General features: G+C 40.2%; 13 protein-coding genes, 9 tRNA genes and 2 rRNA genes (1 of these 24 cut by a window edge). 23 read left to right on the forward strand and 1 reads right to left on the reverse strand.

Annotated features, from left to right (window positions below; translation table 11 throughout):
• The 12 genes from BG04_RS12335 to rocF form a co-directional block, all read left to right on the forward strand.
• A 23S ribosomal RNA gene (locus BG04_RS12335) occupies nt 1-1822 on the forward strand; it begins 1114 nt to the left of the window's first position.
• Nucleotides 1823-1930: 108 nt separating this feature from the next.
• Nucleotides 1931-2046, forward strand: a 5S ribosomal RNA gene (gene rrf, locus BG04_RS12340).
• Between the two features lie 9 nt (nt 2047-2055).
• Nucleotides 2056-2130 (forward strand) — tRNA-Asn (locus BG04_RS12345).
• Nucleotides 2131-2133: 3 nt separating this feature from the next.
• Nucleotides 2134-2208, forward strand: a tRNA-Glu gene (locus tag BG04_RS12350).
• 23 nt (nt 2209-2231) lie between these two features.
• A tRNA-Val gene (locus BG04_RS12355) sits at nt 2232-2307 on the forward strand.
• A 4-nt stretch (nt 2308-2311) separates the two neighbouring features.
• Nucleotides 2312-2387: transfer RNA gene (locus tag BG04_RS12360), tRNA-Thr, on the forward strand.
• A gap of 8 nt (nt 2388-2395) precedes the next feature.
• Nucleotides 2396-2479, forward strand: a tRNA-Tyr gene (locus BG04_RS12365).
• A 6-nt stretch (nt 2480-2485) separates the two neighbouring features.
• A tRNA-Gln gene (locus BG04_RS12370) sits at nt 2486-2560 on the forward strand.
• Between the two features lie 4 nt (nt 2561-2564).
• A tRNA-Lys gene (locus tag BG04_RS12375) sits at nt 2565-2637 on the forward strand.
• Nucleotides 2638-2646: 9 nt separating this feature from the next.
• A tRNA-Gly gene (locus BG04_RS12380) sits at nt 2647-2721 on the forward strand.
• Nucleotides 2722-2743: 22 nt separating this feature from the next.
• Nucleotides 2744-2819, forward strand: a tRNA-Ala gene (locus BG04_RS12385).
• Nucleotides 2820-2982: 163 nt separating this feature from the next.
• Nucleotides 2983-3882 carry an arginase gene (gene rocF / locus BG04_RS12390; RefSeq protein ID WP_034654894.1) on the forward strand — a complete coding sequence of 300 codons (900 nt, stop codon included), beginning with the start codon at nt 2983-2985 and terminating at the stop codon, nt 3880-3882.
• Between the two features lie 83 nt (nt 3883-3965).
• Here rocF and BG04_RS29690 read toward each other — a convergent pair whose 3' ends face one another.
• Complete coding sequence (locus tag BG04_RS29690) at nt 3966-4127, reverse strand: aspartyl-phosphate phosphatase Spo0E family protein (RefSeq protein ID WP_013081390.1); 162 nt, start codon at nt 4125-4127, stop codon at nt 3966-3968.
• Nucleotides 4128-4291: 164 nt separating this feature from the next.
• Between BG04_RS29690 and sigW the strand changes: the two genes are divergently transcribed.
• The 11 genes from sigW to BG04_RS12445 all read left to right on the forward strand — a co-directional run bounded on the left by sigW (nt 4292) and on the right by BG04_RS12445 (nt 20092).
• On the forward strand, nt 4292-4855 hold the full coding sequence (gene sigW / locus BG04_RS12395) for an RNA polymerase sigma factor SigW (protein WP_013054969.1): 564 nt from the start codon (nt 4292-4294) through the stop codon (nt 4853-4855).
• A gap of 14 nt (nt 4856-4869) precedes the next feature.
• Nucleotides 4870-5475, forward strand: coding sequence for an anti-sigma factor family protein (locus BG04_RS12400; RefSeq protein ID WP_013081391.1), 606 nt, complete (start codon nt 4870-4872; stop codon nt 5473-5475).
• A 192-nt stretch (nt 5476-5667) separates the two neighbouring features.
• A complete protein-coding gene (cdaA, locus tag BG04_RS12405; RefSeq protein ID WP_013054971.1) occupies nt 5668-6489 on the forward strand; it encodes a diadenylate cyclase CdaA in 822 nt (273 codons plus the stop codon).
• Entirely contained in the window at nt 6482-8044 is a 1563-nt protein-coding gene (locus BG04_RS12410) for a CdaR family protein (RefSeq protein ID WP_034654893.1), read from the forward strand. The genes cdaA and BG04_RS12410 overlap by 8 nt, the downstream gene beginning before the upstream one ends.
• Nucleotides 8045-8072: 28 nt before the next feature.
• Entirely contained in the window at nt 8073-9419 is a 1347-nt protein-coding gene (gene glmM, locus BG04_RS12415; RefSeq protein WP_025753441.1) for a phosphoglucosamine mutase, read from the forward strand.
• Between the two features lie 430 nt (nt 9420-9849).
• On the forward strand, nt 9850-11652 hold the full coding sequence (gene glmS / locus BG04_RS12420; RefSeq protein ID WP_016762733.1) for a glutamine--fructose-6-phosphate transaminase (isomerizing): 1803 nt from the start codon (nt 9850-9852) through the stop codon (nt 11650-11652).
• An 893-nt stretch (nt 11653-12545) separates the two neighbouring features.
• Nucleotides 12546-13262 (forward strand): YebC/PmpR family DNA-binding transcriptional regulator, encoded by a 717-nt coding sequence (locus BG04_RS12425; RefSeq protein WP_013054976.1) that lies wholly within the window; start codon nt 12546-12548, stop codon nt 13260-13262.
• A 158-nt stretch (nt 13263-13420) separates the two neighbouring features.
• A complete protein-coding gene (locus tag BG04_RS12430; protein ID WP_230586595.1) occupies nt 13421-14740 on the forward strand; it encodes an SH3 domain-containing protein in 1320 nt (439 codons plus the stop codon).
• Between the two features lie 160 nt (nt 14741-14900).
• Nucleotides 14901-16793: a PTS mannitol transporter subunit IICBA gene (locus BG04_RS12435; RefSeq protein WP_034654888.1), complete on the forward strand. Its 1893-nt coding sequence runs from the start codon at nt 14901-14903 to the stop codon at nt 16791-16793.
• A gap of 60 nt (nt 16794-16853) precedes the next feature.
• Nucleotides 16854-18944: a BglG family transcription antiterminator gene (locus BG04_RS12440; RefSeq protein ID WP_034654886.1), complete on the forward strand. Its 2091-nt coding sequence runs from the start codon at nt 16854-16856 to the stop codon at nt 18942-18944.
• Nucleotides 18945-18949: 5 nt separating this feature from the next.
• The gene (locus tag BG04_RS12445) at nt 18950-20092 is read left to right on the forward strand and encodes a mannitol-1-phosphate 5-dehydrogenase (protein WP_034654884.1); all 1143 of its coding nucleotides are present in this window, start codon (nt 18950-18952) and stop codon (nt 20090-20092) included.
• The last annotated feature ends 8 nt before the right edge of the window (nt 20093-20100 follow it).

Genomic DNA, 20100 nt, shown 5'->3' on the forward strand with positions numbered 1-20100 from the left:
AAGCAGCCACCATTTAAAGAGTGCGTAATAGCTCACTGGTCGAGTGACTCTGCGCCGAAAATGTACCGGGGCTAAACGTATCACCGAAGCTGTGGATTGACATCTTTGATGTCAGTGGTAGGAGAGCGTTCTAAGTGCAGCGAAGTCAGACCGTAAGGACTGGTGGAGCGCTTAGAAGTGAGAATGCCGGTATGAGTAGCGAAAGACAAGTGAGAATCTTGTCCACCGAATGCCTAAGGTTTCCTGAGGAAGGCTCGTCCGCTCAGGGTTAGTCGGGACCTAAGCCGAGGCTGAAAAGCGTAGGCGATGGCCAACAGGTTGATATTCCTGTACCACCTCCCCGCCGTTTGAGTAATGGGGGGACGCAGTAGGATAGGGTAAGCGCGCTGCTGGATATGCGCGTTCAAGCAGTTAGGCTGATGAGTAGGCAAATCCGCTCATCATAAAGGCTGAGCTGTGATGACGAGGGAATTATAGTACCGAAGTTCCTGATTCCACACTGCCAAGAAAAGCCTCTAGCGAGGCGGGAGGTGCCCGTACCGCAAACCGACACAGGTAGGCGAGGAGAGAATCCTAAGGTGATCGAGAGAACTCTCGTTAAGGAACTCGGCAAAATGACCCCGTAACTTCGGGAGAAGGGGTGCTCTGGTAGGGTGTATAGCCCGAGAGAGCCGCAGTGAATAGGCCCAGGCGACTGTTTAGCAAAAACACAGGTCTCTGCGAAGCCGCAAGGCGAAGTATAGGGGCTGACGCCTGCCCGGTGCTGGAAGGTTAAGAGGAGGGGTTATCCTTTGGGAGAAGCTCTGAATCGAAGCCCCAGTAAACGGCGGCCGTAACTATAACGGTCCTAAGGTAGCGAAATTCCTTGTCGGGTAAGTTCCGACCCGCACGAAAGGCGTAACGATCTGGGCACTGTCTCAACGAGAGACTCGGTGAAATTATAGTACCTGTGAAGATGCAGGTTACCCGCGACAGGACGGAAAGACCCCGTGGAGCTTTACTGTAGCCTGATATTGAATTTTGGTACAGCTTGTACAGGATAGGTAGGAGCCTGAGAAGCCGGAGCGCTAGCTTCGGTGGAGGCGTCGGTGGGATACTACCCTGGCTGTATTGAAATTCTAACCCGCGGCCCTGATCGGGCCGGGAGACAGTGTCAGGTGGGCAGTTTGACTGGGGCGGTCGCCTCCTAAAATGTAACGGAGGCGCCCAAAGGTTCCCTCAGAATGGTTGGAAATCATTCGTAGAGTGTAAAGGCACAAGGGAGCTTGACTGCGAGACCTACAAGTCGAGCAGGGACGAAAGTCGGGCTTAGTGATCCGGTGGTTCCGCATGGAAGGGCCATCGCTCAACGGATAAAAGCTACCCCGGGGATAACAGGCTTATCTCCCCCAAGAGTCCACATCGACGGGGAGGTTTGGCACCTCGATGTCGGCTCATCGCATCCTGGGGCTGTAGTCGGTCCCAAGGGTTGGGCTGTTCGCCCATTAAAGCGGTACGCGAGCTGGGTTCAGAACGTCGTGAGACAGTTCGGTCCCTATCCGTCGTGGGCGTAGGAAATTTGAGAGGAGCTGTCCTTAGTACGAGAGGACCGGGATGGACACACCGCTGGTGTACCAGTTGTCTTGCCAAAGGCATCGCTGGGTAGCTATGTGTGGACGGGATAAGTGCTGAAAGCATCTAAGCATGAAGCCCCCCTCAAGATGAGATTTCCCATAGCGTAAGCTAGTAAGATCCCTGAAAGATGATCAGGTTGATAGGTCAGAGGTGGAAGCGTGGCGACATGTGTAGCTGACTGATACTAATCGATCGAGGACTTAACCAAACTTTAAAAGCGTAAGCTTTACTCAGCAAACTGTTACCTAGTTTTGAGAGAACAAAACTTTTTAAAAAAGTCTTGCTTTCTTTATCAAATCATGTATAATATAATATGTCTGGTGGCGATAGCGAAGAGGTCACACCCGTTCCCATACCGAACACGGAAGTTAAGCTCTTTAGCGCCAATGGTAGTTGGGACTTTGTCCCTGTGAGAGTAGGACGTTGCCAGGCTATTATTATTCCACAGTAGCTCAGTGGTAGAGCTATCGGCTGTTAACCGATCGGTCGTAGGTTCGAGTCCTACCTGTGGAGCCAACTGGCCCGTTGGTCAAGCGGTTAAGACACCGCCCTTTCACGGCGGTAACACGGGTTCGAATCCCGTACGGGTCACCATTTATTTTTATCTACATAATAGTGGAGGATTAGCTCAGCTGGGAGAGCACCTGCCTTACAAGCAGGGGGTCGGCGGTTCGATCCCGTCATCCTCCACCACCGTGCCGGTGTAGCTCAACTGGTAGAGCAACTGACTTGTAATCAGTAGGTTGGGGGTTCAAGTCCTCTTGCCGGCACCATTTATATCGGAGGGGTAGCGAAGTGGCTAAACGCGGCGGACTGTAAATCCGCTCCTTCGGGTTCGGCAGTTCGAATCTGCCCCCCTCCACCATTTTATTGGGCTATCGCCAAGCGGTAAGGCAACGGATTTTGATTCCGTCATGCGTTGGTTCGAATCCAGCTAGCCCAGCCATAGAGAGCCATTAGCTCAGTTGGTAGAGCATCTGACTTTTAATCAGAGGGTCGAAGGTTCGAGTCCTTCATGGCTCATTTTAATAAGCGGAAGTAGTTCAGTGGTAGAACACCACCTTGCCAAGGTGGGGGTCGCGAGTTCGAACCTCGTCTTCCGCTCCATTTCTATATAAAAAAAGATATTGGGGCCTTAGCTCAGCTGGGAGAGCGCCTGCCTTGCACGCAGGAGGTCAGCGGTTCGATCCCGCTAGGCTCCACCATACATATAAACGTACAACCTTTAAGCAATTTGCTTAAAGGTTTTTTTATGTAGTTTTTACAAATTAGAATTGTATATATATTCAAAAAAGTGTTGAGTTGAGCCATCGCTCATTTAGCCGTTACAATAGGAGAGTAGCAACATTTGTGATGGGGGGACATATTATGAATAAGCTTTCAATTATTGGAGTACCAATGGATTTAGGTCAAACTCGCCGAGGGGTCGATATGGGGCCAAGTGCGATACGATATGCAGGGGTTATTGAACGCATCGAGAATATTGGATATAGTGTAGAAGATAAAGGGAATATTGAAATTGCCTTAGCTGAACGAGTACATAGTGATGAAAATACAAACTTAAAGAATTTAAAAGCTGTAGCAGATGCTAGCGAGAGGCTTGCTCAGACCGTAAGTGATGTTATTACAAATAAAAGGTTTCCTTTAGTGCTAGGGGGAGATCACAGCATCGCGATCGGAACACTAGCAGGAGTAAGTCGTCATTATAAAAACTTGGGCGTGATTTGGTATGATGCACACGGAGATTTGAATACAGCAGATACGTCTCCTTCAGGAAATATTCACGGTATGCCATTGGCGGCAAGTATAGGTATAGGAGACGACGCATTGACTCGAATTGGCGGTTATACACCTAAAGTCAAGCCTGAAAATATTGTGATTATCGGAGCACGTTCTTTAGATGAAGGAGAAAAAGAGTTAATAAAGGAAAAAGGGATTAAAGTGTATACGATGCATGAGATAGATCGAATGGGTATGACAAAAGTAATGGAAGAAACAATTTTATATTTGCGTGAAAAAACAGATGGCGTTCATCTATCACTCGATTTAGATGGATTGGATCCACATGATGCACCTGGAGTAGGAACGCCGGTCATCGGTGGAATAAGCTACAGAGAAAGTCATTTAGCTATGGAGATGTTAGCAGAATCTCAGCTAATCACTTCTGCTGAGTTTGTGGAAGTGAATCCTATTTTAGATGAACGGAATAAAACCGCTACAGTAGCTGTTGCATTAATGGGCTCACTTTTAGGAGAGAAATTAGTATAAAACATTAGTACCTACCAAAAGGTACATGAAATATATATCAACATAAAAAAAAAGAAGCTCTTAGTTCGGATTCGAGAGCTTCTTTATATAGAGAAAAACTTTTCATATTCATTTAATAAACCATCTAGCTCTGAACTGACTCTCACTACTGTTAGTGATGATAAAGGGTTTTCTGCTGCAAGAGTGACCATGTTATTTCTGCATTCTTCAATTCGATTCAAAAGGTTCTCTTTTGTATGAGTCAAGCTTTCCACTCCTCTTATTTTCATCTATACTAATTACATAACCTACGTATGATCTTTTTAAACGTATTTGACAAATTTTTGTTAAAATAATTAAGCATAAGTGAAACTTTATGATAAAGTACACGTATATATACTATCCCGCAATGGGCGGAGGTAACCGTTACATGGATTTATTATTAAAAAGAAAAATAAAAAAAGTAAAAAAAGGTGACCAGGATGCGTTTGCTGACATAGTAGAATATCACAAGGATAAACTTTTTCACCTATGTTATCGAATGTTAGGAAACCGGGAAGAAGCGCAAGACGCTGCCCAAGAAGCGTTTATTCGAGCCTATGTAAATATTCATAGCTATGACACGAGTAAAAAGTTTTCCACCTGGTTATATCGAATTGCTACAAATCTTTGTATTGATCGAATTCGTAAAAAAAAGCCAGACTATTATTTAGATGCAGAAGTAGCCGGGACCGACGGGTTAAATATGTACTCTCAAATAGCTGCCGATCAGGCCTTACCAGAGGAAGAACTAGAGCAAGTAGAATTGCAAGAATTCATTCAGTCGGAAATATTAAAGCTACCTGAGAAATATCGAACTGTCATTGTCCTAAAATATATAGATGAGCTGTCTTTAAAAGAAATCAGCGATATTTTAGACCTGCCTCTTGGTACGGTAAAGACTAGAATTCACAGAGGACGTGAAGCTTTAAGAAATCGACTTCGCCACTTGTAAGGAGTGAACTAAGAATGAAATGTCCAAAAATGTATGTAAATCTCATTCATGAGCATTTAGATGGAGATATTACAAAAGAAAATGAACTGTTATTAAAAGAGCATTTGCATCAATGTAAAGGTTGTCAGCAGCATATGCATCAGTTAAAAAGAACCATTGCATTTGTGCAAAGCACTTCTCATATAGAATTACCTATGAACTTTACAGCAGGTGTTATGGCTGGGTTACCACGTGAGAAGAATCGAATTCGAATGAATAGATGGTTTACAAACCACCCGATTCTTAGTGCAGCTGCTGTATTTGTGCTGTTAATGTCCGGCACCGTGTTTTCAGCTTGGGAAACGGATGAAGACTTTTCTGTTTCAAAGCAGCCGAACTTGGTCATTCACGATAAAACAGTCGTTGTACCAAAAGGTGAGACCGTCAAAGGTGATATTACTGTGAGAAATGGCGATATTAAAATTGAAGGAAAAGTAGATGGAAACGTTACTGTTATACATGGTGATAAGTATCTAGCTTCTGCAGGAGAAGTGACAGGCAATATTGAAGAGTTAGACAAGATTTTTGACTGGGTATGGTATAACGTCAAAACTCATGCCAAACAAGCTGTTGACTTTTAATAGTTGAAACATAAAACCGTCCGCTTATCTTGTTAGAGAGGAACAGTGGACGGTTTTATTTATATAAAAAGAAGGCTACATTATATAGGAACAAGGATTTAAAAATAAGATGTAATTTACAGTGTAATTTTGTTTTATGGTATAATAAAACGGTTATGTTATCTTTATTACATATATAGAGGAAGTGAGAAGATGCCTATTGGAGACCTGCCAATCCTCTCATATTTAGGAAAAATTGTTGATGTTCTCCTGGTATGGTTCGTCATATATAAATTAATTATGGTCATAAGAGGTACAAAAGCAGTACAGCTTTTAAAAGGGATCACAGTGATTTTAGTTGTTCGCTTTATAAGTAACTTCCTTGGACTAAATACGCTGCAATGGTTAATGGACCAAGCGTTAACGTATGGGTTTTTAGCTATCATTATTATCTTCCAGCCAGAGCTGCGCCGAGCGCTTGAACAACTTGGGAGAGGACGTTTGTTTTCACGCAGTAATTTGCCTGAAGAAGATGAACGTACCGTTACGATTGAGGCGATTATAAAAGCAACGCATTATATGGCTAAAAGACGCATAGGTGCATTGATCTCAATCGAAAGAGAGACGGGTATGGGTGATTATATTGAAACAGGTATACCGCTCAACTCTAATATTTCTTCTGAATTATTAATCAACTTATTTATACCAAATACACCACTTCATGATGGAGCGGTTATTTTACAGCGGGATCAAGTAGCCGCTGCAGCATGTTACTTACCTTTATCTGAAAGTCCTTTTATTTCAAAAGAATTAGGTACTCGCCATCGTGCTGCTGTAGGAATAAGTGAAGTAACAGATAGTGTGACTGTCATTGTATCTGAAGAAACTGGAGGCATTTCCGTTACCAAAAATGGTGAATTGTATCGTGAATTGACAATTGATACATTGAGAGAAATGCTAGAAAAAGAATTAGTCACAACTTCTAAAGCAACTTCTTCCACTCGTTGGCAATGGAGGTTGAAGAAGAATGGATAAATTGATGAATCGATCGTGGGTTATGAAAATTATCGCGTTGCTGTTAGCCTTCATGTTATATTTATCTGTTAATTTAGATGATGGTGCCAGTTCATCAAATAAGATTCTGAACCGAAGCAGTTCTGCCAACACTGGAGTAGAAACATTAACAGATGTTCCGGTTCAAGTATCCTATAATGAGAAGAACAGAATTGTAAGAGGTGTTCCGGATACGGTTATTATGACACTGGAAGGTCCTAAAAATATTTTGGCTCAAACAAAGCTACAAAAAGATTATCAAGCTTATATTGACCTTGATAATTTAAGCTTAGGGCAGCATAGAGTCAAGGTTCAGTATCGAAATATCTCTGATAATTTAAACGTAGTGGTTAAGCCTGATATTGTAAATGTAACAATTGAAGAACGCGATTCAAAACAGTTTTCAGTAGAGGCAAGCTATGATAAAAACAAGGTCAAGAATGGATATGAAGCAGGGGAAGCAACCGTTAGTCCAAGAGCCGTCACGGTAACGGGCGCATCAAGTCAATTGGCTCAAGTTGCTTATGTAAAAGCTATTATTGATTTAGATAATGCTTCAAAAACAGTGACGAAACAAGCAACTGTTGTCGCACTAGACAAGAATTTAAATAAATTGAACGTAACAGTTCAACCAGAAACGGTCAATGTAACAATCCCAGTGAGAAATATTAGTAAAAAAGTGCCGGTCGATGTGATTCAAGAAGGCACGCCAGGCGACGGTGTCAACATTACGAAGCTAGAGCCTAAAACAGATACAGTAAAAATTATCGGTCCATCTGATTCTTTAGAAAAAATCGATAAAATTGATAATATTCCAGTCGATGTTACCGGTATTACGAAATCTAAAGATATTAAGGTGAATGTCCCTGTTCCAGACGGAATAGATAGTGTAAGTCCTAAACAAATTACCGTTCATGTCGAAGTAGACAAACAAGGTGATGAGAAAGACGCAGAAGAAACGGATGCAAGTGTAGCTGAGACTAAGTCATTTAAGAATTTACCGGTTTCTTTAACTGGTCAATCCTCAAAGTACACGTATGAACTGCTTTCTCCTACTTCAGTAGATGCGGATGTAAAAGGACCAAAATCTGATTTAGATAAGTTGACGAAAAGCGGCATTAGCTTGTCAGCGAATGTAGAGAATTTATCTGCCGGGGAGCACACGGTTCCTATTATAATAAATAGTCCCGACTCCGTTACATCAACTCTATCGACTAAACAGGCAAAAGTTCGTGTAACAGCGAAAAAACAATCAGGGACAAATGATGAGCAAACAGATAAAGAAACAAGTGGAAGCACGAGCGATAAAGAAACAAAGCCAGACACGGGAACTGGATCAGGAACAAATCCTGGGACGGGAAATTCAGGTGATTCAGGTGATTCAGCTGATAAACCAAGCGAAGAGACTGATACACCTGAAGACAATACAGATACACCAACAGATAGTACAGAAACTGGTGACGACAGTAGTAATAATCAAAGTGATGAAAATTCTACACCCGTAGATGGACAGACAGATAATACATCAGGAAACTAAATGTTTTGACATGAAGGAGAGAAAATTAATGGGTAAGTATTTTGGAACAGACGGAGTACGAGGAGTTGCCAATAGTGAATTAACTCCTGAGCTTGCTTTTAAAATTGGACGCTTAGGTGGTTACGTTCTAACAAAAGATTCAGAGCGACCAAAAGTATTAATCGGACGCGATACACGCGTTTCTGGTCATATGTTAGAAGGAGCGCTTGTTGCAGGATTGCTTTCAATTGGAGCAGAAGTTATGCGACTAGGTGTTATTTCAACTCCAGGGGTAGCGTATTTAACAAAAGCACTTGGCGCACAAGCAGGAGTCATGATTTCTGCTTCGCATAACCCAGTTCAAGATAACGGAATTAAATTCTTTGGTCCAGATGGATTTAAACTTTCAGATGCCCAAGAGAATGAAATTGAAGCGTTAATGGATAGTGAAACAGATCAATTACCAAGACCTGTTGGGGGAGACTTAGGTCAGGTAAATGACTATTTCGAAGGTGGACAAAAATATCTTCAATACTTAAAACAAACGGTTGATGAAGACTTCTCAGGTATTCATGTGGCATTAGACTGTGCGCACGGGGCAACGTCATCGTTAGCAGCACATTTATTTGCAGATCTAGATGCAGATATCTCTACAATGGGGGCATCTCCAAACGGATTAAACATCAATGACGGTGTAGGATCTACACATCCGGAAGCATTAAGTGCCTTCTTAAAAGAAAAAGGAGCGGATGTTGGATTAGCATTTGATGGAGACGGAGATCGTTTAATCGCAATCGACGAAAAAGGCGAGATTGTAGACGGTGATCAAATTATGTTCATTTGTGCAAAATACTTATATGAACAAGGACGTTTAAAGAAAAACACGCTTGTTTCTACCGTTATGAGTAACTTAGGCTTCTATAAAGCACTAGAAGCTAGTGGGATTGAAAGTGCACAAACTGGTGTAGGAGACCGTTATGTAGTAGAAGAAATGAAAGCTAATCAATATAACCTAGGTGGAGAACAGTCAGGTCATATTATTTTCTTAGATTACAACACAACAGGTGACGGTATGCTTTCAGCTATTCAGCTTGTAAACATTATGCAAGCAACGAAAAAGCCTTTATCAGAATTAGCAGCTGAAATGAAGAAATATCCTCAGCTTCTTGTAAATGTAAAAGTAACAGATAAGCATCATGTTACAGATAACGAGAAGGTAAAAGTAGTTATTGAAGAAGTGGAAAAAGAAATGAACGGTAATGGCCGAGTACTTGTACGCCCTTCAGGAACAGAGCCGTTAGTACGTGTGATGGTTGAAGCACAAACACAAGAAGAATGTGAAACTTATGTAACGCGTATCGTAGAAGTAGTAAAAGAAGAAATGGGCTTAGAGTAATTCATTAATTATATGCATAAGCGGTGACGTTTCAAGCTGCTTATGCATATTTTTATATTGTTGAGAAAAATTCTTGGAAATTATCTAATGCTAAAGGCTGTTTTTACAGATAGTAAAGAAGATAATTGACGTTTTCTCACTTCTTATTGTAATATTAAATCTGTTCGTCTCTTAATTTATGTAAAGGAGTGAACAATCTAGTTTAAAAGTGAATACAAAGCGCCTGAACTAAGTAAAGGGACGGAAACGACTTAGTTGACGAGGAGGAGGTTTATCGAAGTATCGGCGGATGCCTCCCGGTTGTTGATTATCACGGCCGAAAACTTGATGTGAAAAACAATGAGGTGACTTATTGGACAAAAGCATTGAGATGATAATCATTGATGATGAAAAGAGACTCTCTTTTCATACATGAAGGAGGATTTTATCTATGTGCGGAATTGTAGGATATATTGGAACAGAAGATTCGAAAGAAATTTTATTACGTGGTCTTGAAAAGTTAGAATATCGTGGCTATGACTCAGCGGGTATTGCAGTTGTTAACAATGAAGGCGTACACGTATTCAAAGAAAAAGGCCGTATTGCAGAATTGCGTCAGGCAGTAGATAACAGTGTTGTAGCACCAGCAGGTATCGGTCATACGCGTTGGGCAACTCATGGTGTACCAAGCCAAGAAAATGCTCACCCGCATCAAAGTACATCTGGACGCTTCACACTTGTGCATAACGGTGTAATTGAAAACTATGCTATTTTGAAACGTGAATATTTACAAGATGTAACGTTCAAAAGCGAAACGGATACAGAAGTAATCGTTCAGTTAATTGAAAAAATCGCAGCAGAAGGCTTAGATGTAGAAGAAGCGTTCCGTAAGACAGTAAGCTTGCTTCATGGTTCTTATGCACTAGCTCTTGTTGATAACGAAGATAAAAATACAATCTATGTAGCTAAAAACAAAAGCCCGCTTCTTGTAGGTGTTGGTGAAGGATTTAACGTTGTAGCGAGTGATGCTATGGCAATGCTTCAAGTAACAGATCAGTACGTAGAATTAATGGATAAAGAAACAGTAATTGTTACAAAAGAAGGCGTAACAATTAAAACGCTTGATGGTGAAGTGGTAGAAAGAGCCCCTTATACAGCAGAGCTTGATGCAAGTGATATTGAAAAAGGTACGTACCCTCACTATATGTTAAAAGAAATTGACGAGCAGCCTTTAGTTGTTCGTAAAATCATTCAAGAGTATCAAAATGAGAACAATGAACTGCACATTGATGCAGACATTTTAGAAGCAATGGATGAAGCAGACCGCATCTATATCGTAGCATGTGGAACAAGCTATCATGCAGGCCTAGTAGGTAAACAATTCATTGAAACGTGGGCGAAGGTTCCAGTAGAAGTGCACGTAGCAAGTGAATTCTCTTACAACATGCCGCTTTTATCTGAAAAGCCATTGTTTATCTTTATTTCTCAAAGTGGAGAAACAGCTGACAGCCGTGCAGTATTAGTTCAAATTAAAGAACTAGGTTACAAAGCGTTAACAATCACAAACGTTCCGGGATCAACATTATCTCGTGAATCTGATTATACGTTATTACTTCATGCAGGTCCGGAAATTGCTGTAGCATCAACAAAAGCTTATACAGCTCAATTAGCAGTGCTATCAATTCTAGCGGCTGTAACAGCAAAAACACGCGGCATTGAATTAGAATTTGATTTAGTTCAAGAGTTAGCAATCGTAGCAAACACAATGGAAGTACTTTGCGACGACAAAGAAGAAATGGAAAGCATTGCTCTTCAATTCTTAGCAACAACTCGCAACGCATTCTTTATTGGACGTTCTGTTGATTATTATGTAGGCTTAGAAGGTGCGTTAAAACTAAAAGAAATCTCTTACATCCAAGCAGAAGGATTTGCTGGAGGAGAGCTTAAGCACGGAACAATCGCTTTAATTGAAAACAATACGCCAATTATTGCATTAGCAACACAAGAGCATGTAAACTTAAGCATCCGTGGTAACGTAAAAGAAGTAGTAGCACGTGGAGCTAATCCTTGTATCATTTCAATGAAGGGATTAGAAACAGAAGAAGATCGCTACGTGATTCCGAAAGTTCATGAAACACTTTCACCACTAGCAGCGGTTATTCCTTTACAATTAATCTCTTACTACGCTGCACTGCACCGCGATTGCGATGTAGATAAACCACGTAACTTAGCTAAATCAGTTACTGTAGAATAATAAGGTTCTAGACACCCTTCTATTATAGAAGGGTGTTTTTGTATGTCTGAGAAAGAGAACAAACACCGTTTATGCTAGAAGTTTCATTGAGCTAAAAAATATATTTGCTTGCTCCATTTATTTTATATAATGAAATAGGTAAAGGAACGAACCTCAGCTATTAAAAAGGAGGTGGAAAGCATTAGTGGATTGGCTCAAAGTATAAAGTACGTGTTGCGAGGCATCTTTTTTGTCTTGTATTTTCCCTTTTATTTTGTATTTCAAATTTTGTGTAAGCTATGGATATATTTTATCGCTAAGCCCCTCATATGGATAGGAACAAGAATTATTCAACCTGTCATTGATTTCATTTGGAGATACATTATACGTTTCTTGTTCGTTTATCCTATTTCTTGGCTATGGAGTGTCCTCATCTATCCTTTTATTCTCTTCGTTTGGAAACGATGTTTTTTGCCTATAACTAGATTTATATGGAAGTATGTTTTATACCCTGTGTTGTATCTAGTTTGTTATCCTTGTTATCTTTTCTGGAAATATGTTGTGCTGCCATTTTACAATGAAATTGTTATTCCTGTGGTTTCATTTTGTCAGCGTATATTCCTCTGTTTCTGGAAAGGAGTTAAGCGGATCGTAATTCATATGATCTACTATCCTTTACGGTGGATTTGGATGAGATGTATATACAAACCGCTTAAAAATGTATATACAAAAATCATTCAGCCGGTTATCAAATGGTTTTCTCATTTATTTAGTTAATGAAATATACCAAAAGATTGCTTGTCTTTTTTAGGTATTAAACTCGAAAGATAAGAGGGAATTGATGTATAATAAAGACGGATATATCATTGCCTATTTATTTTATTAGATTCAATTTTGAAAGAGAGTGAAACAATATGGGCCGTAAGTGGAACAATATTAAAGAAAAGAAAGCGTCAAAAGATGCTAATACAAGTCGTATATATGCCAAGTTTGGCCGTGAGATTTATGTGGCTGCGAAACAAGGCGAGCCAGATCCAGAATCAAACCAAGCGTTAAAAGTTGTATTAGAACGCGCGAAAACATACAATGTGCCAAAAGCAATTATTGACCGTGCGATTGAAAAAGCAAAAGGCGGATCAGAAGAAAATTACGATAATCTTCGTTACGAAGGTTTTGGACCAAATGGCTCAATGGTTATCGTAGATGCTCTTACGAATAACGTAAACAGAACAGCTTCAGACGTGCGTGCTGCCTTTGGTAAAAACGGCGGTAATATGGGAGTAAGCGGATCAGTAGCGTACATGTTTGATCCAACAGCTGTTATTGGTGTAGAAGGTAAGGATGAAGAAGAGACGCTAGAACTGTTAATGGAAGCAGATGTAGACGTGCGTGACATTTTAGAGGAAGAAGATTCTGTAATTGTTTATGCTGATCCGGATCAATTCCATGCGGTACAAAAAGCGTTCAACGATGCTGGTATTACGGAATTTACAGTAGCTGAGCAAACGATGCTTGCTCAAAATGATGTAACTCTTCCTGAAGATGCACAAGCTCAGTTTGAAAAAATGATTGATGCATTAGAGGACCTAGAAGATGTGCAGCAAGTATATCACAACGTTGATTTAGGATAATAGTGAAAGAGGCAGACCTATCAAAGAGGTCTGTCTTTTTTTATAGGCCGTGTGAAAAGCATCTATTGACCCTTTCCCTTCTTTTGGAATATGGTAAGATAATGAATTAAGAATAGAAAATAGTAGAATTTTATAAGAGATAAATGGAGGGAAAGCAGTTGAAAAAATTAATGGTGGGGATGGCGTTAACAGCTACACTTGCAACGGCTGTAACGCCTGGCTTTGGCTCAATCGGGGGAAATCAAGAAAAGGCATATGCAGCGACGGTTACATATAAAGTGACGGCAAGCAAGCTAAATGTGAGAAGCGGAGCGGGAACGACTTACGGGATTATCGGCAGCGTAGTGAAAGGTCAAGCGCTATCTGTGATGAGCAAAAGCGGAAGCTGGTACAAAATTAACTATAACGGCCGCATGGGCTACGTAAGCAGCGATTATGTACAAGCATCAGGAACAACAACTCCACCAGCAGAAAGCACAACGTACACAGTAACGGCAAGCATGCTGAATGTAAGAAGCGGAGCAGGCACCAATTATGCATCCATAGGAAGCGTGACAAAAGGCCAGAAGCTGTCTGTGGTGAGCAAAAGCGGAAGCTGGTACAAAATTAACTATAACGGCCGCATGGGCTACGTAAGCAGCGATTATGTACAAGCATCAGGAACAACAACTCTACCAGCAGAAAGCACAACGTACACAGTAACGGCAAGCATGCTGAACGTAAGAAGCGGAGCGGGCACCAATTATGCATCCATAGGAAGTGTGACAAAAGGCCAGAAGCTGTCTGTGGTGAGCAAAAGCGGAAGCTGGTACAAGATTAACTATAACGGCCGCACAGGCTATGTAAGCAGTGACTATGTACAGGCTTCAGCTACAGCGTCTCCAAAGCTCGTAGTGGATTCTTTTAAAACGTTAGGTAACGCTCAGCAAGTCATCTTGGTTACAGCAGATAACTACGATACGAAGTCTGCTAAAATTCAAACGTTTGAAAAAGTTGATGGGAAATGGAAGCAAGTTTTAACTGCGAACGGTGTACTTGGACAAAAAGGATTCGCTTTATCGAAAAAAGAAGGAGATATGGAATCTCCGACAGGGAAATATACAATTGGCACAGCATTCGGACGCTATGCAAACCCTGGAACTAAGCTTCCATATCGAAAGATTACAGCAAATGATGTGTGGGTAGACGATTCAAAAAGCTCTCTATATAATACGTGGCAGCAAAAGCCGGCTAATGGCCGCTGGACGAGCGCTGAGAACATGGACATCCCGGCTTACGACTATGGGTTTGTCATTAATTATAACGAATCTAGAACGCCAGGAAAGGGAAGTGCAATCTTCTTCCATGTAGGAACAAATTATACCGCAGGATGTACGGCTACTTCTAAAGAACAAGTTGTCTCTATTTTAAAATGGTTAAATCCAGAGAAAAATCCGGTTATTATTCAATCTCCTGTAAGTGAATTAGATAAATATTAAGTTAGAAAGCAGCTGAACTTTTAAAGTTCAGCTGCTTTTTTATGTAATTAAAAGCTTTGTCTGTCTGTGGTACGACAAAGTTAGTTTTCCTATTTATTGAATGAAAGCGTTTAATCTCTTACGATTAAAGTATCATCACGTAGAGAAAGGAAGAGAGCAAATGGCTCAATCTAATATAAAAGTAGCTGTACAAAAGTTTGGGAACTTTCTAAGTTCAATGGTTATGCCAAATATCGGAGCATTTATTGCATGGGGACTTATTACTGCTTTATTTATTCCAACAGGCTTTTTTCCAAATGAAAACCTTGCCAAACTAGTGGATCCAATGGTCAAGTATTTGCTTCCGTTGCTAATCGGCTACACAGGAGGAAAGCTTGTCCACGATCAGCGAGGAGGCGTTGTAGGTGCTATCGCCACCATGGGCGTCATCGTTGGGTCTGATATTCCGATGTTTCTAGGCGCTATGATTATGGGGCCGCTTGGCGGTTATATCATCAAGAAGTTTGATCAGTTTATTGAAGGTAAAGTCAAAACAGGATTTGAGATGTTAATTAATAATTTCTCAGCAGGTATTCTTGGAGGAATTCTAGCAATTCTAGCCTTTTTAGGAGTTAGTCCAGCCGTGGACGGATTTACAGGCGCGCTTGTAGTGGGTGTAGATTGGATGGTTGCACATGGCCTTCTTCCACTTACAAGTATTCTAATTGAACCAGCTAAAATTTTATTCTTAAACAATGCTATTAATCACGGTATCTTATCTCCGATCGGAGCAGAACAAATTCGAACAAATGGACAGTCCATTCTATTGTTATTAGAAACAAACCCTGGTCCGGGGTTAGGAATTCTGTTAGCGTATTGCTTCTTTGGAAAAGGAACAGCAAAACAGTCAGCGCCGGGAGCGGCCATCATTCATTTTATTGGCGGAATTCACGAAATTTACTTCCCTTACGTTTTAATGCGTCCGCTTCTAATCATTGCGGCTATTTTAGGCGGAATGAGCGGCGTATTTACATTTGTTCTTTTAGGCGGAGGCTTACAAGCGGTTGCTTCACCAGGAAGTATTTTGGCTATTTTAGCTGCTACACCAGGTAATGCAGGCAGCTATGTTGCAAATATCTCCGGTGTTCTCGTTGCAGCCATCGTATCGTTTATTGTAGGTTCGTTAATTTTAAAAACGGGCAAGCAAACAGAAGATTTGGATGAAGCAGCTCGCAAAATGCAAGAGATGAAAGGCAAGAAGAGCTCTGTAGCAGGAAGCTTTACAAAACAGCAAGGAGAAGTACCAGCAAGCGTTCAGAAAATTGTTTTTGCCTGTGACGCAGGTATGGGATCGAGTGCGATGGGCGCCTCTCTTCTTCGCAAGAAAGTTAAACAAGCAAATTTAAATATTTCGGTAACGAATACAGCCATCAGCAATATTCCAAGTGAGGCTCAAATCGTTATTACACAGAAAGAGCTGACGCCAAGAGCTCAAAATAAAGTTCCAGATGCGTATCATATCTCGGTTGATAATTTTCTATCTAGTCCGGAATATGACAAACTAATTGATCAACTAAAAAATGATCATACTACTTCTAAAGCGGAAGAAGAAAAAAAAGTATCTGCAGAAAATAATACAGATAGTAATGATGGTTTATTAAAAGAAGAAAACGTTTTCTTGAATCAGCACTTTTCTTCTAAGGAAGAAGCAATTCGATTTGCAGGAAGTGTGTTAGTAAAAGGCGGATATGTAGAAGAAAACTACGTTGAAGCGATGATTGAGCGCGACAATATGACTTCTACTTATATGGGAAATGACGTGGCGATTCCGCACGGTACGGAAGAAGCGAAAAAGAACGTTTTAAGATCCGGTTTTACAGTGATTCAAGTGCCAGAAGGCGTTGATTTTGATGGTGAGAAAGTTCGTTTGATTTTTGGAATTGCCGGAAAAGACGGCACCCATTTAGAAATTTTATCTGGTATCGCGATTACATGTTCTGATATGGACAATATTGAAAAGATGGTTCATGCCAAATCAGCTAAAGAATTAATGACTATTATTCAACGTAACTAACGGGATAGAAAGGCATGAAGATGCCTTTTTATCCTTTGTTTATAAATAAGAAAAGAGTTGATGTTCTTGTTTATTACTTCAAGAGAAAAATCAATCATTGAGTTAATTATTAAAACGGCAGGAAAACATACAGCCCTTACACTTGCTACTTTTTTGAATGTAAGTGTAAGAACTGTTCACCGAGATTTGAAGGCAATTGAATCAATACTTGAAAAATTTGATTTGAAGCTGATTCGTACACAAGATGAAGGACTAATGATTGAAGGTAAAAATGAACAAATTTTTCGCCTTATTCAAGAGCTGATGAAGATTAAAACGACGGATCAGTCTCCACAGGAAAGAAAATTAATTCTTTTAATTCTTCTTCTAGAAGAAGGGGATTCATTTAAATTACAAACGCTGGCTAAAGACTTAGAAGTAAGTATCACTACACTAACTGCTTATTTAGATGAATTAACAGAGTGGTTAACCACATTTGACGTTCTCCTTCATCGAAAGAGAGGGGTGGGAGTAGAGGTTCAAGCTACTGAAGCCAATAAACGAAAAGCATTAGCTAATTATTTTCTTGTTCACTTTAATGAAGAGTTAATTGAGTGCTTGTTTTTAGCAGAAAATCAGCAGCATACGGATGAAACGATTTTGCACTATTTTTATCCGGATTATTTGGCAGAAGTAGACAGAATTATACATCAAGCGATTAATCAGCATCATTCTAAGCTGGCTGACAGCGATTATATAGGGCTCATTGTTCATATTTGCATTATGATACAGCGAACGAAAAAGCAAATGTATCTAGAAGACGACGGCGGCCAAATGGAAGAACTGGCGAGTGAAATGTTTTTAATGAAGGATATTTGCCGCGAAATTGAACGGATATTTTCTCTTTCTTTTACAGAAAAAGATATTCATTTCTTAGCAGTGCGGCTGCGTGCAGCAAAGTTCCAAACTACTAGAGACGTATATTACGACAGCGTAGTGGTTGGGCAGATTATTAAGAATATGATTGCTCACGTTTCTGTTCAGCTTAACACCGACTTAACTGGTGATTTTTCCCTTTACCAAGGGCTGCTTGCTCATATGGAACCGGCCATTTTTCGTCTTAAGCAAAAAATGGAGCTTTTTAATCCATTAACAGAAGAGATTAAGAAAAAGTACCCTGTTTTATTTATGGCTGTGAGAAACAGTATCGATCAAGAGCTACCGGATTTAGTTTTTCCAGATGATGAAGTAGCATATCTTGTTTTGCATTTTGGTTCAACGCTAGTGCTAAAAGAAGAAGTCATGGAAATTCAGGCGCTGATTGTCTGTCCAACTGGAATTGGCACCTCGAAAATGTTAGCTAGCCGTATTCGTAAAGAGATTCCGGAGATTAATTCAGTTGTCATTAAATCGGTAAAAGAAATCAAAGAAGCCGCGCTTGAAGGGTATGACGTAGTGATTTCAACAGTAAGGCTGCCTTTTTTAAATGTCGATTACATTTTAGTCAATCCACTCTTAACGGAAGAGGATATTCAATCCGTCCAGAATTTTTTACAGAAAAACATTCAAAAGTTAACCAAAGATAAGGACTACCGTTCGTTCCAATATAAAAATAAGACCGCTTCTACAGAAAAACCGTCTTTTGAGGAAACGATGAAGCAAATTAAAGATGTGCATGGAAGTATCGAATCAATTCTTCAAAACCTTAGGATGTATCGATTTTCGGATGAAGTGAGTCACGATCAAGTGATTTCGCACGTAGTACGCGCTGCTGAAAAAGAACGTTTAATAACCAATGCCAGCTGCGTTATTCATCAGCTTAAGGAACGAGAAAACAAAGGCGGTTTAGGCATTCCGCAAACGAGTATGGCACTGTTCCATTGCCGTGAACATCACGTGAAAGAGCTGATTTTTCAAGTTTCACATTTAGAACAGCCTTGCACAGTTAAAGGTATGGACGGAACAAACATGCAGGCGCGTAACCTTCTATTAATGCTCGCACCTGAAGAGTTAAGTGAAGCACAGCAAGAAATTTTAAGTTTAATTAGTACCAGTTTAATTGAAGATCATGAAGCAATGATGATTTTTTCGTCTTCGAACGAAGAGATAATTCGCAAAAAGCTAGAGGATACGTTTCATGAGTACCTTCGAAATAATTTGATAAAGGAATGATTTTTGTGAAGCAAGCAGTTCATTTTGGAGCAGGCAATATTGGTCGAGGATTCATTGGGGCATTGTTTTCTCAAAGCAACTATCACGTCACATTCGTAGATATTGCTGAAAAGGTTATTAATCAGTTAAACGCAGATAAAGGGTATAACGTAATAACAGCCGCAGAGCATCCCGAGACATTAGCTGTTCAAAACGTATCTGGTTTAAATAATCTGACACAAGAACAAGCGGTCATTAAAGCGATTAAAGAAGCAACGTACATTACGACGGCCATCGGACCGAACGTTCTGCCGCGAATTGCTCCTTTAATTGCTAAAGGTTTGGCTGAACGTGTAAAAGCAAGCGACGAAAATGTATATATTATTGCATGTGAAAATCAAATCTCTGCAACAGATTTATTAAAAGGCTATATTTTTGACGCACTGGATGAAGAGACAAAAGCTCATATGATAAATAAGGTCTTTTTCTTCAATTCAGCTGTAGATCGTATCGTGCCTATTCAACATGACCAAGGTTCGCTTGATGTTTTAGTAGAATCCTATTATGAATGGGTAGTAGAGGCACCTGAAGATATTCCGTTTGTAGAAGGAATGACGATTGTGCCTGACCTTGCTCCTTTTATTGAAAGAAAGTTATTTACAGTGAATACGGGACACGCGGTAATTGCATATTTTGGTTATTTAAAAGGAAAAGAAACAATTGATCAAACGTTAAGAGATTCAGATATTTATGAACAAGTACAGCAAACGCTACAAGAAACAGGAAACTATCTAATTAAAAGATATGACTTAGATAGAGAGGAACATGAAGCCTATATTACTAAAATCATTGAGCGCTTTAAAAATCCTCATTTAAATGATTCAGTTAAAAGGGTAGGAAGAGCGCCAATTCGCAAGCTTGGACCTCAAGATCGTTTGATTCGTCCAGCGCTAGAAGCAAAAAAAGCGGGCCTTTCTTATACCTACTTAGCAAAGGCTATCGCCGCTGCGCTTTTATTTGACCCGCAAGAAGATAAAGAGGCTATGAAGCTTCAAGCGAATATTCATGAGTATGATATTGAGTATGTATTAAAAGAGATTAGTGGGTTAGAGGCAAGTAATGATTTAACAAAAGAAATCATTGCTCAATATAATGCTTTAAAATCGTAAATGAATTT

The sequence above is a fragment of the Priestia megaterium NBRC 15308 = ATCC 14581 genome (genome assembly GCF_000832985.1).
Lineage (GTDB): Bacteria > Bacillota > Bacilli > Bacillales > Bacillaceae_H > Priestia > Priestia megaterium.

What these genes read in the sequence shown, in the direction of transcription:
- sigW (WP_013054969.1), top strand. Translation starts at nt 4,292, where the DNA reads ATGGATTTATTATTAAAAAGAAAAATAAAAAAAGTAAAAAAAGGTGAC.
- glmM (WP_025753441.1), top strand. Translation starts at nt 8,073, where the DNA reads ATGGGTAAGTATTTTGGAACAGACGGAGTACGAGGAGTTGCCAATAGT.
- cdaA (WP_013054971.1), top strand. Translation starts at nt 5,668, where the DNA reads ATGCCTATTGGAGACCTGCCAATCCTCTCATATTTAGGAAAAATTGTT.
- BG04_RS12410 (WP_034654893.1), top strand. Translation starts at nt 6,482, where the DNA reads ATGGATAAATTGATGAATCGATCGTGGGTTATGAAAATTATCGCGTTG.
- BG04_RS12435 (WP_034654888.1), top strand. Translation starts at nt 14,901, where the DNA reads ATGGCTCAATCTAATATAAAAGTAGCTGTACAAAAGTTTGGGAACTTT.
- BG04_RS12440 (WP_034654886.1), top strand. Translation starts at nt 16,854, where the DNA reads ATGTTCTTGTTTATTACTTCAAGAGAAAAATCAATCATTGAGTTAATT.
- rocF (WP_034654894.1), top strand. Translation starts at nt 2,983, where the DNA reads ATGAATAAGCTTTCAATTATTGGAGTACCAATGGATTTAGGTCAAACT.
- glmS (WP_016762733.1), top strand. Translation starts at nt 9,850, where the DNA reads ATGTGCGGAATTGTAGGATATATTGGAACAGAAGATTCGAAAGAAATT.
- BG04_RS12400 (WP_013081391.1), top strand. Translation starts at nt 4,870, where the DNA reads ATGAAATGTCCAAAAATGTATGTAAATCTCATTCATGAGCATTTAGAT.
- BG04_RS12425 (WP_013054976.1), top strand. Translation starts at nt 12,546, where the DNA reads ATGGGCCGTAAGTGGAACAATATTAAAGAAAAGAAAGCGTCAAAAGAT.